The sequence below is a fragment of the Nesterenkonia xinjiangensis genome, assembly GCF_013410745.1.
Classification (GTDB): domain Bacteria; phylum Actinomycetota; class Actinomycetes; order Actinomycetales; family Micrococcaceae; genus Nesterenkonia; species Nesterenkonia xinjiangensis.
The window spans coordinates 3,310,546-3,324,005 of record NZ_JACCFY010000001.1; the positions used below are offsets into that span (position 1 = coordinate 3,310,546).

17 protein-coding genes and 1 tRNA gene are annotated in these 13,460 nt (G+C 68.4%); 14 read left to right on the forward strand and 4 right to left on the reverse strand.

Annotated elements, in window-relative coordinates:
- Positions 1 to 164: 164 nt before the first annotated feature.
- The 12 genes from rplU to HNR09_RS14870 all read left to right on the forward strand — a co-directional run bounded on the left by rplU (position 165) and on the right by HNR09_RS14870 (position 9,851).
- Positions 165 to 473 carry a 50S ribosomal protein L21 gene (rplU, locus tag HNR09_RS14815; RefSeq protein ID WP_179542731.1) on the forward strand — a complete coding sequence of 103 codons (309 nt, stop codon included), beginning with the start codon at positions 165 to 167 and terminating at the stop codon, positions 471 to 473.
- 69 nt (positions 474 to 542) lie between these two features.
- The gene (gene rpmA / locus HNR09_RS14820) at positions 543 to 800 is read left to right on the forward strand and encodes a 50S ribosomal protein L27 (RefSeq protein WP_179542732.1); all 258 of its coding nucleotides are present in this window, start codon (positions 543 to 545) and stop codon (positions 798 to 800) included.
- 150 nt (positions 801 to 950) lie between these two features.
- Positions 951 to 2,642: a GTPase ObgE gene (gene obgE, locus HNR09_RS14825; RefSeq protein WP_179542733.1), complete on the forward strand. Its 1,692-nt coding sequence runs from the start codon at positions 951 to 953 to the stop codon at positions 2,640 to 2,642.
- Entirely contained in the window at positions 2,639 to 3,790 is a 1,152-nt protein-coding gene (gene proB, locus HNR09_RS14830) for a glutamate 5-kinase (RefSeq protein WP_179542734.1), read from the forward strand. Before obgE ends, proB begins: the two co-directional genes overlap by 4 nt.
- Positions 3,791 to 3,882: 92 nt before the next feature.
- On the forward strand, positions 3,883 to 5,226 hold the full coding sequence (locus tag HNR09_RS14835; protein WP_179542735.1) for a glutamate-5-semialdehyde dehydrogenase: 1,344 nt from the start codon (positions 3,883 to 3,885) through the stop codon (positions 5,224 to 5,226).
- A 238-nt stretch (positions 5,227 to 5,464) separates the two neighbouring features.
- Complete coding sequence (locus HNR09_RS14840; protein WP_179540185.1) at positions 5,465 to 5,638, forward strand: hypothetical protein; 174 nt, start codon at positions 5,465 to 5,467, stop codon at positions 5,636 to 5,638.
- A 117-nt stretch (positions 5,639 to 5,755) separates the two neighbouring features.
- Positions 5,756 to 5,941, forward strand: a complete 186-nt coding sequence (locus tag HNR09_RS14845; RefSeq protein ID WP_179542736.1) for a hypothetical protein — start codon at positions 5,756 to 5,758, stop codon at positions 5,939 to 5,941.
- A 50-nt stretch (positions 5,942 to 5,991) separates the two neighbouring features.
- Positions 5,992 to 6,693, forward strand: a complete 702-nt coding sequence (gene nadD / locus HNR09_RS14850) for a nicotinate-nucleotide adenylyltransferase (protein WP_281366433.1) — start codon at positions 5,992 to 5,994, stop codon at positions 6,691 to 6,693.
- Positions 6,690 to 8,033 carry a hypothetical protein gene (locus HNR09_RS14855; RefSeq protein ID WP_179542737.1) on the forward strand — a complete coding sequence of 448 codons (1,344 nt, stop codon included), beginning with the start codon at positions 6,690 to 6,692 and terminating at the stop codon, positions 8,031 to 8,033. Before nadD ends, HNR09_RS14855 begins: the two co-directional genes overlap by 4 nt.
- A 65-nt stretch (positions 8,034 to 8,098) precedes the next feature.
- Entirely contained in the window at positions 8,099 to 8,488 is a 390-nt protein-coding gene (rsfS, locus tag HNR09_RS14860; protein WP_179542738.1) for a ribosome silencing factor, read from the forward strand.
- Positions 8,489 to 8,607: 119 nt separating this feature from the next.
- A tRNA-Ala gene (locus HNR09_RS14865) sits at positions 8,608 to 8,683 on the forward strand.
- A gap of 178 nt (positions 8,684 to 8,861) precedes the next feature.
- The gene (locus tag HNR09_RS14870) at positions 8,862 to 9,851 is read left to right on the forward strand and encodes an aldo/keto reductase (RefSeq protein WP_179542739.1); all 990 of its coding nucleotides are present in this window, start codon (positions 8,862 to 8,864) and stop codon (positions 9,849 to 9,851) included.
- 59 nt (positions 9,852 to 9,910) lie between these two features.
- Here HNR09_RS14870 and HNR09_RS14875 read toward each other — a convergent pair whose 3' ends face one another.
- The 3 genes from HNR09_RS14875 to HNR09_RS16535 form a co-directional block, all read right to left on the reverse strand.
- Positions 9,911 to 10,876 (reverse strand): cation diffusion facilitator family transporter, encoded by a 966-nt coding sequence (locus HNR09_RS14875; protein WP_179542740.1) that lies wholly within the window; start codon positions 10,874 to 10,876, stop codon positions 9,911 to 9,913.
- Entirely contained in the window at positions 10,873 to 11,352 is a 480-nt protein-coding gene (locus HNR09_RS14880) for a transporter substrate-binding domain-containing protein (protein ID WP_179542741.1), read from the reverse strand. The genes HNR09_RS14875 and HNR09_RS14880 overlap by 4 nt, the downstream gene beginning before the upstream one ends.
- Before the next feature lie 68 nt (positions 11,353 to 11,420).
- Positions 11,421 to 11,705 (reverse strand): hypothetical protein, encoded by a 285-nt coding sequence (locus HNR09_RS16535; RefSeq protein WP_218882231.1) that lies wholly within the window; start codon positions 11,703 to 11,705, stop codon positions 11,421 to 11,423.
- Here HNR09_RS16535 and HNR09_RS14885 point away from each other — a divergent pair.
- Both HNR09_RS14885 and HNR09_RS14890 read left to right on the forward strand, forming a co-directional pair.
- Positions 11,626 to 12,777 (forward strand): D-arabinono-1,4-lactone oxidase, encoded by a 1,152-nt coding sequence (locus HNR09_RS14885; RefSeq protein ID WP_218881954.1) that lies wholly within the window; start codon positions 11,626 to 11,628, stop codon positions 12,775 to 12,777. The genes HNR09_RS16535 and HNR09_RS14885 overlap by 80 nt on opposite strands.
- A complete protein-coding gene (locus tag HNR09_RS14890) occupies positions 12,774 to 13,181 on the forward strand; it encodes a sensory rhodopsin transducer (protein WP_179542742.1) in 408 nt (135 codons plus the stop codon). Before HNR09_RS14885 ends, HNR09_RS14890 begins: the two co-directional genes overlap by 4 nt.
- A gap of 21 nt (positions 13,182 to 13,202) precedes the next feature.
- On the opposite strand, the gene HNR09_RS14895 is transcribed toward HNR09_RS14890, so the two are convergent.
- Entirely contained in the window at positions 13,203 to 13,460 is a 258-nt protein-coding gene (locus HNR09_RS14895) for a DUF7218 family protein (RefSeq protein ID WP_179542743.1), read from the reverse strand.

A 13,460-nucleotide genomic window follows, 5' to 3' on the forward strand; every position in this document is an offset into this window, starting at 1 on the left:
ACGTCTTCTGCGCTCGGAAGCGAACGAGTACACCGGCAGTCCGACGACCCGCACGCCTGAGCTCCTCAGCCGTTCTGCGAGTCCCGCCTGGCCGTCGTCGAGTCCTCGTCTCCGACCAGATCAAGAATTTGACCGTATTTGTCATCGAGAGAAGTGAGTCCCAAGTGGTGTACGCGATTGTCCGCGCTGGCGGCCGCCAGGAGAAGGTTTCCGTCGGAGACCTCGTGACCCTTGACCGCGTCCCGGGCGAGGCAGGCAGCACCATTGAGCTGCCGGCAGTGATGCTGGTGGACGGGGACGAGGTCACCACCGCGGCCGACGACCTGGCCAAGGTCACTGTGACTGCCGAGGTCCTGGAGAACATCCGCGGCACGAAGGTGGTCATCCACAAGTTCAAGAACAAGACCGGCTACCACAAGCGCCAGGGTCACCGTTCTGAGCTGACCCGTGTGAAGGTCACCTCCATCGCCTGAGCGGCGCCGGAACGACGACGCACGCTCAACCCGTTCAACAACCCACTCAGCTGAGAGGCAGGCAGTCCCATGGCACATAAGAAGGGTGCGAGCTCGACTCGCAACGGTCGTGACTCGAACGCACAGCGCCTCGGCGTGAAGCGCTTCGGGGGCCAGGCCGTCAACGCCGGCGAGATCCTGATCCGCCAGCGCGGCACCAAGTTCCACCCCGGCACCAACGTCGGACGCGGCGGGGACGACACCCTGTTCGCCCTGGCTGACGGCGCTGTGGAGTTCGGTAGCCGTCGCGGCCGCAAGGTCGTCAACATCGTCCCAGCCGCACAGTGAGTGCGGCGCCGGGCTGAGCTGGGCGCCACGCGTCCCGCGGGCCCGGCGACTGAACGACACGAGATCGAGGACGGGCCGACACGGTCCGTCCTCGATCTGTCTTAACAGCCGGTCGAGCACCGGTGCACCGGCCCTGACAGGAGCATCACCATGGCACACTTCGTCGATCGCGTCGTGCTGCACGCCTTCGGCGGTGACGGGGGACACGGCTGCGTGTCCGTCCACCGCGAGAAGTTCAAGCCGCTCGGCGGACCCGACGGCGCCGACGGCGGTGACGGCGGTGACGTCGTCCTCGTGGTCGACCCGCAGACGACCACGCTGCTCGACTACCACCATCGGCCGCATCGGCGCGCCGAGAACGGCGGCGTCGGGCAGGGAGGACTGCGGCACGGCCGACGCGGCCCCATCCTGGAGCTGCCCGTGCCTGACGGGACCGTCGTCAAGGATCAGGACGGTGCCGTCCTGGCCGACCTGATCGGTCAGGGCGCCCGCTACACGATCGCCCAGGGTGGGCAGGGGGGCCTGGGCAACGCGGCGCTGGCCTCGAAGCGCCGCAAGGCGCCCGGATTCGCCCTGCTCGGCACCCCGGGCGAGGCGCGTGAGGTCGTCCTCGAGCTCAAGACCGTCGCAGACATCGCCCTGGTCGGATTCCCCTCGGCGGGGAAGTCCAGCCTCATCGCTGCGATGAGCGCCGCCCGGCCGAAGATCGCCGACTACCCCTTCACCACGCTGGTCCCGAATCTCGGGGTGGTGCAGGCCGGCGAGACCCGCTTCACCGTCGCCGACGTGCCGGGACTTATCCCGGGAGCGGCCGAAGGCCGCGGCCTGGGTCACGAGTTCCTGCGCCATGTGGAGCGCTGCGCCGCGCTGGTGCACGTTCTGGACTGCGCCTCTCTGGAGACCGAGCGTGATCCGCTCAGCGACTTCGAAGCCATCGAGACCGAGCTGGCCGCCTACAGCCCTGACGCTGTCGTCGATGTCGCCGGGAACGCGGGCGAGGTCGCGGTGCCGCTCAACGAGCGGCCCCGCCTGGTGGCGCTGAACAAGACCGATCTCCCCGACGGTGCTGCGATGGCGGACATGGTCCGCGAGGAGCTGGAGTCGCGCGGTCTGCGCGTCTTCGACGTCTCCGCCTTGGATCGTTCCGGGCTGCGTGCGCTGGGCTTCGCCATGGCGGAGATCGTCGAGAATGCCCGCCGTCAGCGCGAGGTGGAGCCCGCCCCCGTGCCTGTCACGGTCCGGCCGAAGGCGGTCAACACCAAGCCGTTCACCATCACGCGCGAGGAGAAGGGCGGAGAGCCGCTCTTCCGCGTGCACGGAGCGAAACCGGAACGCTGGATCCTGCAGACCGACTTCAACAATGACGAGGCCGTGGGCTACCTGGCGGACCGTCTGGCCAAGATCGGCATCGAGGACGACCTCTTCCGCAAGGGCGCCACCCCGGGCGACGCCGTGGTCATCGGCGGGGAGGACGGCGTCGTCTTCGATTGGGAGCCCACGATGGTCGGCGGCGCGGAGCACCTGGCCGGTCCGCGCGGCAGCGATCTGCGCTTCGACGACACCAGCCGTCCCACTCGTGAGCAGAAGCGTGCCGAGCAGCAGGCTCGCCGCGACGCCAAGGCCTCGGTGCGCGCCGAGATGGACGCCCAGTACGCCCACTGGGACTCCGAGGCGGCCGATGACGCCCCGGACGAGGAAGACGTCGAGATCGTCTACACCCACGGTGACCCAGAGGAAGACCTGCGCGTGGAGGACCGGCGCACCTGGCGCGAGGTCGATGAGCACGAGGCATCCGACGAGTCCCTGGATGCGTCCGAGGGGGCGGGGGAGGACTCCCGATGAGCACCCCCCGCCTGACCCAGTCGCTCATCACCGAGCGGGCCGAGATCATCCGGGCCCGCCGGCTGGTCGTGAAGGTGGGCTCCTCATCGCTGACCACCATCGACGGCGGCATCTCGGTGGACGCGCTCAACCGACTCGTGGACGCCCTGCAGCTGCTGCGGGCGCGCGGCACTGAGATCGTCCTGGTCTCCTCCGGCGCGATCGCCGCCGGTCTGGCCCCGCTCGGCCTGGCGCGCCGGCCCCACGACCTCGCCACCCAGCAGGCGGCCGCCGCCGTGGGGCAGGGCCTGCTGCTGGCCCACTACAACCGCGCCTTCGCCAGCTACCGGACCCCTGTCTCCCAGGTGCTGCTCACCGTGGAGGACCTGATCCGCCGGACGCAGTACACGAATGCGCTGCGGGCCATCGAGAAGCTGCTGAGCCTGGGCTCCGTGCCGATCGTCAACGAGAACGACGCCGTCGCGACCCACGAGATCCGTTTCGGGGACAATGACCGGCTCGCCGCGCTCACCGCCAACCTCATCCGAGCCGACGGGCTGGTGCTGCTCTCCGACGTGGATGCGCTCCACGACGGGCCGCCCGACCAGGGCGGACGTCCGGTCTCCACGGTGCGCGGTCCGGAGGACCTCGTGGGCGTGACCCTGGGCAGGCGGGGGAAGGCCGGCGTGGGCACAGGGGGCATGGTCACCAAGGTGGAGGCCGCGCAGATCACCGCGGCCAACGGGATTCCCGCGATGCTCACATCCGCAGACCAGGCTCCGCGCCTCTTCGCGGGGGAAGGGGTCGGGACCTACTTCGTGGCCCAGGGCCGTCGTCGTGGGGCACGGTCCGCCTGGCTGGCCCACCTGGCCCATGTCAAGGGCCGACTCACCATCGATGAGGGGGCCGTGGCCGCCGTCGTCGAGGGCAGGAGGTCCCTGCTGCCGGCGGGGATCGCACGCGTCAGCGGGGAGTTCGAGGCCACGGATCCTGTGGAGATCGCCGATCTGCGAGGGGTGGTGCGTGCTCGAGGGCTGGTCAGCTACTCCTCCACGGAGCTGCCGAACATGCTGGGACGGTCCACCGCGGATCTCGGGAGGGACCTGGGCGCCGACTATGAGCGCCCCGTAGTCCACACCGACGACATGGTCAGAGTCCCAGTCCTCTGACCCGCGGGTCTGCACGAAGAGATGACATTCATAGGCTGAGACGTCCGAGAGACCTGGTCTCCGGACGGGAGACGACGACTAGGCTGGAGACCATGAGCGAGCAGCAGACCACCGAGCAGCAGCAGACCACCGAGCAGCAGCAGGACCTCGGCGAGGAGATCCGAAGCCTGTCCCACCGCGCCCGGGCGGCCTCCAAGCGCCTGGCGCAGATGGATCGTGAGCACAAGGACCGGACGCTCGGAGCCGTGGCCCAGGGACTGCGGGAGTCGCGTGTCGCGCTCCTGGAGTCCAACCGTGAGGACCTGGAGCGCGGACGAGAGGCCGGGCTCAGCCGTGCGCTGCTGGACCGGCTGTCCCTCGACGAGGCTCGGATCGAGCAGCTGGCCGCCTCGGTGGAGGAGATCATCGGTCTGGAGGATCCGATCGGCCGGGTCGTGCAGGGCCGCACACTGCCGAACGGGCTGCGGCTCACCCAGGTCACCGTGCCGCTCGGGGTGGTCGGAGCCATCTACGAGGCCCGCCCCAACGTCACCGTGGACATCGCTGCGTTGGCCCTGAAATCCGGCAATGCTGCTCTCCTGCGGGGCGGCTCTGCGGCCCTGCGCAGCAACGAGACGCTGCTGTCGATCATGCGCGAGGCGCTGCGTTCCACCGCCGCTCCCGTGGACGCGGTGCTGAGCATCGACCCCTACGGGCGGAAGGGCGCCACCGAGCTGATGACCCAGCTCGGTTCTGTAGACGTGCTCATTCCACGCGGTGGCCGAGAGCTGATTCAGCACGTGGTCCGGAACTCCCGGGTGCCGGTGATCGAGACCGGTGAGGGAAACGTGCACGTGTACGTGGACGCGACCGCCGACCCCGATACCGCACGCGACATCGTGGTCAACGCCAAGACCCACCGGCCCAGCGTGTGCAACGCCGCCGAGACACTCCTGCTGCACCGCGACGCGGAGAAGGCCGGTCGCGAGGTGCTGCGCGGACTGCTGCGGGTCGGCGTCGACCTTCATCTGGACCCGCGTGCCCGGGACTGGCTGCCGGTCCCCGAACCGGAGGATCCGGCACAGGACCGCACCCAGGGTGAGGTGCTCGAGCTCACGGATAAGGACTACGCCACCGAGTACCTGGACCTGCAGATGGCCGTGGGGGTGGTGGACTCCCTGGACGAGGCGATCGAGCACATCGGCCGGTGGACCACCGGTCATACCGAGGCGATCATCACGGACTCGGTCGCCGATGCGGATCGCTTCGTCGCCGAGATCGACGCCGCCGCGGTAATCGTCAACGCCTCCACACGCTTCACCGACGGCGGCCAGTTCGGCCTCGGCGCGGAGGTGGGGATCTCGACGCAGAAGATGCATGCCCGCGGTCCGATGGGTATGGGACAGCTGACCACCACCAAATGGATCGTCCGTGGGGAGGGTCAGGTGCGCGCCTGACCCGGCGGCGCCTCGGTGCGCCGGGCGTGGCGAGGTCCCCACGGGCCGTCCTGCGATCCATGGACCTGTGCCAGGCCCTTCGGTAGCGTATGTGATGTCAGACACCTTTCGGGGGCTGTTGGCTGTGCTGCAGGTCCTCGCGCCGGGGCAGAGCCGCGATCGCCAATGTGACGTTCGCGGTCATCGTCATCGAAGTCGGCATCGCGAGCACGATCATCCGCTTTGGCACTTTGGCACTTTGGCACTTTGGCACTTTGGCACTCTGGCGCTCGTCGTCGCGATGGGTCTGCAGTACGTGGGCATCGCGGGCTCGATCATCAACTTCGCCTTCGGTGCTGTGGTCGTCGGCGGCGCACTCGCCACCGCGCTGGCCTTCGGCCTGGGCGGCGGGATACCGCAGCCCGCACGCTGAGGGAGCTTGACGGGTGCGCCCCTGGGCCCATCGGGTGACACCGGTGAGGCGAGGGGCGAGCAGGGCCCCTTGTCGCGTAGACTTGGCGTGTTCTGACACGTCCGTAGAGGGAGAGGCATGCTCAACCTGCCGTTCGCCGCCCCGGTGCTGGCCGCCGAGGGTGAAGAAGAGATCGCACTCTTCATGCCCGCCGAGTGGTTCGGCATCATCATGTTCATCGTGCTGATGCTGCTGCTGCTGACCACCGTGGCGTTCTCCAGCAAGAGCAAGAGTCCCGCAGCCCGGGAGCACGAGGACCACTGAACGCAGTGCCTCCCCAGTCAGCCGCCACCTCTGATCCCGGGCGCCGCAGGATGCGGCTCGGCGTCATGGGCGGGACCTTCGACCCCATCCACCATGGGCACCTTGTGGCCGCCAGTGAGGTGGCCAGTGAGTTCCAGCTGGATGAGGTCGTGTTCGTCCCGACCGGACAGCCCTGGCAGAAGGCAGAGCGAGATGTCACCGCGCCGGAGCACAGGTATCTGCTCACGGTGATCGCCACCGCAGCCAATCCGCGGTTCACGGTCTCTCGCGTTGACATCGACCGTGCGGGCCCCACATATACGATCGACACGCTGCGGGACTTCCGCCGGCTCTATCCCGAGGCGGAACTGTTCTTCATCACCGGGGCCGACGCCATGGCTCAGATCATGTCCTGGAAGGGAGTGGACGAGCTGTGGGAGCTCGCGCACTTCGTCTCCGTCACTCGCCCGGGCTATGACTCCCAGGATTTCGGGCGTACCGAAGAGATCTCACTGATGGAGATCCCCGCGATGGCCATCTCCTCCACGGATTGCCGGGAGCGGGTCCGGGGCAACAAGCCGGTCTGGTACCTGGTGCCTGACGGCGTGGTGCAGTACATCGCCAAGCACCGGCTCTACCAGGATCTCAGCGCCGCTCGGGAAGCCTCCGACCCCACCGGCGAGGCGGTCAGGCTCGAAGCCGAGCCGCCGCATAGCATGGACGAAACCCCGCGATCACGGACCGCACAGAGTCCGCAGGAGGCTACGAGATGACAGCAGAGAATCCGGAGCAGGGCGACGGAGGCCCCGACCTCCGTGCCCGCTACCTGCCGGTGTCTCGCAAAGAGCTGCGTCGACGCCGCGAGGCGGAGCTGGCAGCGATGAAGGACGGCGGTCCGGCACCTTCTCTTGACGCCACCGACGACGTGGCTGACGAGGCGGCTGACGAGACGGATGACGAAGCCGAAGCGGCCGTCGAGCACCTGGCACCTGCGGCTCCCGTCTCCGTCTCCGCCGTGATCGATCAGGAGACGCAGAGCGCGAACACGCCTGTGGTCTCTCCCGACCGCTCGGAGGACATCCTCCCGGACGGCTCCGATGGATCGACGGACGTGCAGGGGGAGGAGAAGAGTCCCGAGGTGACCTCCGACGCCGTCGCTGATGTCTCAGACCCGGCTGTCGAGGCCACGGATGTGAACCTCGCCCCCGTGTCGCCGGAGGACGAGTCCGACCCGGAGGAGCTCGACGACCTTCAGGACGATGATGAGGCTGAGCCTGGCGGGGAGGATGGCATCGCCGCTGACTCAGACGAGGCCGGTTCCGCGGGAGAAGGCCCCGAGGCTGAGGACGTCGCATCTGATGAGGCGGCTTCCGACGACGCCGCAGAGGAGCGTGACGATCAGGGAGAGAACCTGGCTGAGGTCGAGGATCCTGTTCAGGAGACGCAGTCGCCGGAGAGCGATGAGCTCGTCGCGGAGTCCGAGGACGTGCAGACCGGCCTCGACGACGCGGCCGAGGACGACGCTGAGGATGACGGTCTGGGTGAGGAGCTCGAGGACGACGACTATGACGATGACGTGTCCGCTGACGATTCCGCGCCGATCCCGGCCTCGCGCAGGGCTCGGCGTCTGCTGCGGGAGACCGGCAGCCTGGACCCCCTCACCGATGAGCGCCTCCAGGAGATCGACCAGCTGACCTCGGAGATCGCCGCCCAGCCGGTCCAGGACCCGCACCGGGTGGACCCGGAGGTGTTGAAGAGGCAGCAGGCGCTGGCGGCCAAGGCCATGCAGGTGAACCAGGAGCGGCGTCGTCGCGAGATGGAGGAGGCGGCGCGGGACAAAGTCCGTCGCCGTCGGGAGCGCCCAGAGTCCGAGGTCATCACACGGAAGGCGCTGCGCGCCTATGCGTCCTCGGATGATCAGGAGTACACAGACGTCGCCACCGGGGAGATCGATCCGATCGACGCCAGGGGCGCGCACGGCCTTGAGCTCGACGACATGGTCGAGCACACGTCACGGCAGGCGTCACGGCAGGCTCTGCTGCTCTGGCTGGTGATCATCCTCGCCGTGCTCCTGCTCATCGCCGTCGGCGTCGTGCTCTTCACCATCCGCTGACATCACCAGATCATCCACACTCATCCGGCGCTGACGCGTCGGCGACCTAGGAGCGACGAATCGACGTGACCATCCCGGAGCCGGTCCTCACTGAACTGCGGACGGCGGCAGCCGCCGCCGTCGACAAGCTCGCCACAGATGTCGTGGGACTCGACGTGGGGGAGCGTATCGGCATCACCGACGCGTTCCTTCTCTGCTCGGCGCCGTCGGACCGTCAGATCAACGCGATCGTCGACGCGATCGAGCATCAGCTCAAAGAGAAGCATGACTCGGCGCCGCCGCGCCGGGAAGGCCGTGACTCCGGCACCTGGGTCCTGCTGGACTACGGCCATATGGTCATCCACGTCCAGCACGAGCAGGAGCGCGTCCTCTATGGGCTGGACCGTCTCTACGCCGAGGTGGACCGCGTTGACCTGCATATTCCCCAGGCCGGGCCCGCCATCCAGGACGATTGATCGCCCCAGGTCAGACGCAGGTGTGAGGGTGATGAGCAGCACAAGGGGTCGATTTGCATCGGTGCTCGAGGGGTGAGTAAAGTATAGGAGTCGTCGCAGCGACGCGAACAAAAGAATACGGGGGTATGGCGCAGCTGGTAGCGCGTCTGCATGGCATGCAGAAGGTCAGGGGTTCGAGTCCCCTTACCTCCACCACGAGACTCAGGGCCGACACCATAAGGTGTTGGCCCTGAGTCGTCTCCGGGGTCTCCGCCTCTGCGGCACCTGCTGAATCCCCGGACGCGGCTCGCCGGTCCTGACGGCGCGCGGGCTAGAGTGGCACCGGTGAGAGATCGCTCTGACCGGTACCCCTGAGACGACGGAGGAGCACGACGTGGAGCACAGGACACTGGGCAGGACTGGCCGCGAAGTCTCGAGCATCGGGCTGGGCACCTGGCAGCTGGGGGCGGACTGGGGCGAGGTGGAGGAGTCGGCGGCCCTCGAGGTGCTCGACGCTGCGGCCTCCTCGGGTGTGAGCTTCTTCGACACCGCCGACGTCTATGGCGACGGACGCAGCGAGAGCGTGATCGGTCGCTGGCTCCGGGAGAATCCCTCCTGGGGCGGAACCGTGGCGACGAAGATGATCCGTCGCGCGCCCGATCCGAGTCTCGAGCACGCCAGCTACGAGAACTTCAAAGCCTGGACGGACCGCTCTCGGCGCAATCTCGGCGTCGACACCATCGACCTGGTGCAGCTGCACTGCCCCGCCGGCGACGTCATCACCGCGGACGCGGTGTACGAGGCATTGGACCGTCTCGTCGAGGAGGGGGCGATCGCCGCCTACGGCGTCAGCGTGGAGACCTGCCAGCAGGCGCTGGACGCGATCGCGCGACCTCACGTGGCCACGGTGCAGATCATCCTCAACGCCTTTCGTCGCAAGCCGCTGGACGAGGTGCTGCCCGCCGCCCAGGAGGCGGGAGTCGGCATCATCGCCCGGGTGCCGCTGGCCAGCGGCCTGCTCAGCGGCCGCTACACCGCACAGACCCGCTTCACCGAGAACGACCACCGCAGCTTCAACCGCGGGGGAGAGGCGTTCGACGTCGGGGAGACCTTCTCCGGAGTGGACTACCTGACCGGTGTCGAGGCGGCCGCGCACTTCACTGCGCTGTCCCGCGAGCTGGGCCTCGAGCCGCCCACGGCCGCACTGGCCTGGGCCGCGCAGCAGCCGGGCGTCACCACGGTCATCCCTGGCGCTCGGTCCAGCGAGCAGGCACGTGCGAACGCCACCGCCGGGGACGTCGATCCGCTGCCTCAGGACTTCCTGGACTCGGTCCAGGACCTCTACGACTCGACCTTCCGGGAGACCATCCACCCACGCTGGTGAGTGCGTCCAGCGCTCGGCCCCCGGCGGGCGTCCAGGGGCGACCCTGCGGCGGAGCTGGTTCAGCGTCCGGCCCAGCGGGTCACCGTGATGTCCACGTCGTGGACGCGCCAGTCCATCTCGCGGCAGCGTCGTCGGATCTCGTCGATCGCCTCGACGGGGACGGCCGTTGAGGGGCAGCGCACCCGGGCGGTGAGGTGCAGCACATGGCCCTGGTCCCTGGCGATCACGACGACGTCGTCGGCCCATTCCTCGGCGGCGATCATCTGTTCGGCCTGACGGATCACAGGATGGGGCCCGGCGTTGTCGAAGGTGGTGGCACGGGCATCGAGGATGTCCTGCACGGCGTCGCGGGTGTTCGCCCAGCCGTCCTTGGTGATGCTGGTGGAGATGACGATGGCGGCTGCCGCGTCAGCCCACCAGAGTCCCACGCCGATGCCCAGCACTCCGGCGGCGGTCGCCAGTCCGGTCATCCAGTCCGCCCGGTTCATGTCCGCATCGGCACGGAGCACCTTGTCGTGGAGCACCTCGGCGAGGTGCCGCTTGCGGCGGCCGAGGATGACCGGAGCCACGCAGCTGGCCAGGGCGACGCTGATCATCAGCCATCCCTCCCAGACAGGGATGCCGAAGAGATCCAGGGCTCCCAAGGGCGGCCGCTCCTCCTGGAGCAGGTTGGTCACGCCGTCGACGAGGAGGAAGATCCCCGCTCCGCCCAGCGTCACCCCGGAGACGAGATGACCGATCTCCAGGGAGCGGTGAAGCCCGAAGGGATGCCGCACCGTGGGCGGACGGGCCGCCAGCCGGGCCGCCAGCAGGAACGCCACCGGGGGAAGCACCGAGAGCAGGTCTTCGATCCAGGCGGTGCGCATGGCCTGTGAGCTGCCCATCACTGCGGCCATCGCAAGGACGGTGACCAGCAGGATGCTCAGCCAGATCCACTGGAGCCGGCGGGCCTCACGAAGCGCGGCGCGCTGTTCTTCGGGCAGTGAGCCCTCGGAGGCTGGACGCAGCATGGAAGGGCTGCTCATGAGTCGTCCCGAGTGATGAAGTGGGACTCGAGGTCGTGGAGCAGGGCGTTCTCTCCGAGTTCGACGAGCACCACTCGCCCGGGCCCCTCCGGCGGGACCTCATAGGGACGGGTGACTGCGGCATGATGATCCCAGACGGTGTGCTCGTCGAAGCCGCCGATGACGACGTCGAGCTGACGATCATGGAGACGGCCCACCAGACCGCTCTCGCTGCCGGTGGACCAGGCGACCTGCGCTCCGATTCGTTCGGCGTACTCCTCGATCAGGTCGACCTCGGGCCCCGAGGGGCGTTCGCCGTCCTCCACAGACACCCACGGCGGGTTGTGCACCGCGCCGGCGGAGAGCTCCGCTCCTCGGGCGGCCTCGAGGCTCTGCTCCGGATCGCGGGGGATCCCGCATCCGGAGAGGATCACGGAGACGCCCAGCAGGCAGGCGATGGCCCCGGTGGCGGCGTCGGGGCGCGGGATGCGGACCATGATGTCTCCCTCCTGGCGAGGTGCACATGCTGACAGCAGAACTGTATCGCCGAGGCCGGTAGGGTGGGTCATGACCCCGGCCATGACAGCGCGTCACCCACCGAGACCCAACCCGAGTCCACGGAGCGGCCCATGAGCGAGTCCGAACCGTCGTCCTGCCCCACGTCCATGACATCCGGACCGTCGAGGACCACGTTCACGAATTGGTCCGGCAGCGTGTCCTGCACACCGAGGCTGCGGAGCAGTCCTGACAGCGTCGAGGAGCTTGCCGAGGTGATCTCCGCCGCGGCCGCCGCCGGTGAGAGCGTCAGGCCGGTCGGCTCCGGGCATTCCTCGCTGCCCCTGATGACCACTGACGACGTCCTGATCAGCCTCGACCAGCTCTCCGGGGTCGTGGAGGCCGACGCCGAGGCCGGAATCGCGAGTGTGCTGCCGGGCACGGGTCTCGCACAGCTGGGAGCCCAGCTGGCGGAACACGGGCTGGCCATGGAGAATCTCGGCGACGTCGACTACCAGGCCATCGCCGGGGCGATCGCCACCGGCACTCATGGTTCCGGAGCGACCTTGGGCAACCTGTCTTCCACCTTGGTGGGCGGCCAGCTGCTCGACGGCCGGGGAGAGCTCGTGAGCTTCGGCGTCGACGCCGGTGCGGGGCCGGACGACCCGCTGCTGCGGGCCGCTCAGGTCTCCCTGGGTGCGCTGGGCGTGCTCACCCGCCTGACCCTGCGCCTGGAGCCGGCCTATGAGCTGCACCGCGTCAACGTCATGACTCATGTCGACTGGGTGCTGGAGCACTTCGAGCAGCTGATCGCGGCGCACCGCAGCGTGGACTTCTACTGGTATCCGCGCAGCGACCTGGCCCAGGTGCGGATGCTGAACAAGCCGGGGGAGGAGCCCGACCCGGATCTTCCGGGCGCCGTGCCGCCCGGGAGGGTGAAGACCGATGAGACCGGTCCCTCCTACGAGATCATCCCCAACTCCCGTGATCTGCGGTTCGAGGAGATGGAGTACATGCTGCCGCTGGACCCGTCGCTGGAGGCCTTCCGGTTGGTCCGTGAGCGGGTGAAGGACCGGCACCGTCACCGGGTCGGATGGCGGGTCCTGGTGCGCACGATCGCCCCGGACCGCGCGATGATCAGCAATGCCCAGCTTCGCCCGACGATGACCATCGCGCTGCTGCAGAACGCCTCTCTCGACCATGAGGAGTACTTCGCCGATCTGGAGCCGCTGCTGCGCGCCTTCGGCGGCAGGCCCCATTGGGGGAAGAAGCACTCCCTGCGGGCGCCCGAGCTGCGCCAGCTCTACCCGGAGTGGGAAGACTTCCTCGGGCAACGGGAGCGGCTGGACCCGGAACGCCTCTACATCAACGACCATCTGGCCCAACTCCTCGGACTTCAGGGGACAGCGCGGAGGGAGCAGAGATGAGCGAAGGACACATTCCCGCAGCCCAGCCGGGCAACGGCCCAGGCAGCTGCCGCTGGGCCTTCTCAGCGGGCTGGATCCCGCCCGAGAGCACAGGTCACGAGCCTGCGTTCACCAGCCGAGATGTGCTGTGCCTGCTGAACACCGACACCGGGGAGGCCTGCGTGGAGGCGACCGTGCACCACTCCGACCGCGACCCGGTGGGCCCCTACCGGATCAGTGTGGCCGCTGGACGGGTCAAGCACGTGCGCCTCAATGACCTCATCGACCCCGAGGCGGTGCCATTGGGCGAGCCCTACGGCCTGGTGCTGGTCAGTGACGTGCCGGTGGTGGCGCAGCTGGCCCACCTGGACACCCGGGACGGCCAGCGGAGCGGGGCTCTGCTCAACGGGGTTCCGGGCGACTGACCTCGGATGACCGCGGATCGGTCAATGGTTGCGCAGTGCTGAGATCAGCTGGTCTTTGGTCATGTCGGAGTAGCCGGTGATATCCAGCTCCTTGGCGCGCTCACGGAGCTCGTCGACGGTGCGGTCCTCGTAGTTGGATGCCTGGCCGCCCTTCTCTCCGAGTTCGCTGCGGCTCTCCTTGGCTGCCTGGTTGGCGATGCGGGCGGCCTTCTCCTTCGACTCGCCCTCGTCACGTAGACGCTCGTAGAGCTCCTCGTCCTTGATGCTGTCTCGTGCCAT

What these genes read in the sequence shown, in the direction of transcription:
- rpmA (WP_179542732.1), top strand. Translation starts at nt 543, where the DNA reads ATGGCACATAAGAAGGGTGCGAGCTCGACTCGCAACGGTCGTGACTCG.
- obgE (WP_179542733.1), top strand. Translation starts at nt 951, where the DNA reads ATGGCACACTTCGTCGATCGCGTCGTGCTGCACGCCTTCGGCGGTGAC.
- proB (WP_179542734.1), top strand. Translation starts at nt 2,639, where the DNA reads ATGAGCACCCCCCGCCTGACCCAGTCGCTCATCACCGAGCGGGCCGAG.
- HNR09_RS14835 (WP_179542735.1), top strand. Translation starts at nt 3,883, where the DNA reads ATGAGCGAGCAGCAGACCACCGAGCAGCAGCAGACCACCGAGCAGCAG.
- HNR09_RS14845 (WP_179542736.1), top strand. Translation starts at nt 5,756, where the DNA reads ATGCTCAACCTGCCGTTCGCCGCCCCGGTGCTGGCCGCCGAGGGTGAA.
- nadD (WP_281366433.1), top strand. Translation starts at nt 5,992, where the DNA reads ATGCGGCTCGGCGTCATGGGCGGGACCTTCGACCCCATCCACCATGGG.
- HNR09_RS14855 (WP_179542737.1), top strand. Translation starts at nt 6,690, where the DNA reads ATGACAGCAGAGAATCCGGAGCAGGGCGACGGAGGCCCCGACCTCCGT.
- HNR09_RS14875 (WP_179542740.1), bottom strand. Translation starts at nt 10,876, where the DNA reads ATGAGCAGCCCTTCCATGCTGCGTCCAGCCTCCGAGGGCTCACTGCCC.
- HNR09_RS14880 (WP_179542741.1), bottom strand. Translation starts at nt 11,352, where the DNA reads ATGGTCCGCATCCCGCGCCCCGACGCCGCCACCGGGGCCATCGCCTGC.
- HNR09_RS14890 (WP_179542742.1), top strand. Translation starts at nt 12,774, where the DNA reads ATGAGCGAAGGACACATTCCCGCAGCCCAGCCGGGCAACGGCCCAGGC.
- HNR09_RS14895 (WP_179542743.1), bottom strand. Translation starts at nt 13,460, where the DNA reads ATGGCACGAGACAGCATCAAGGACGAGGAGCTCTACGAGCGTCTACGT.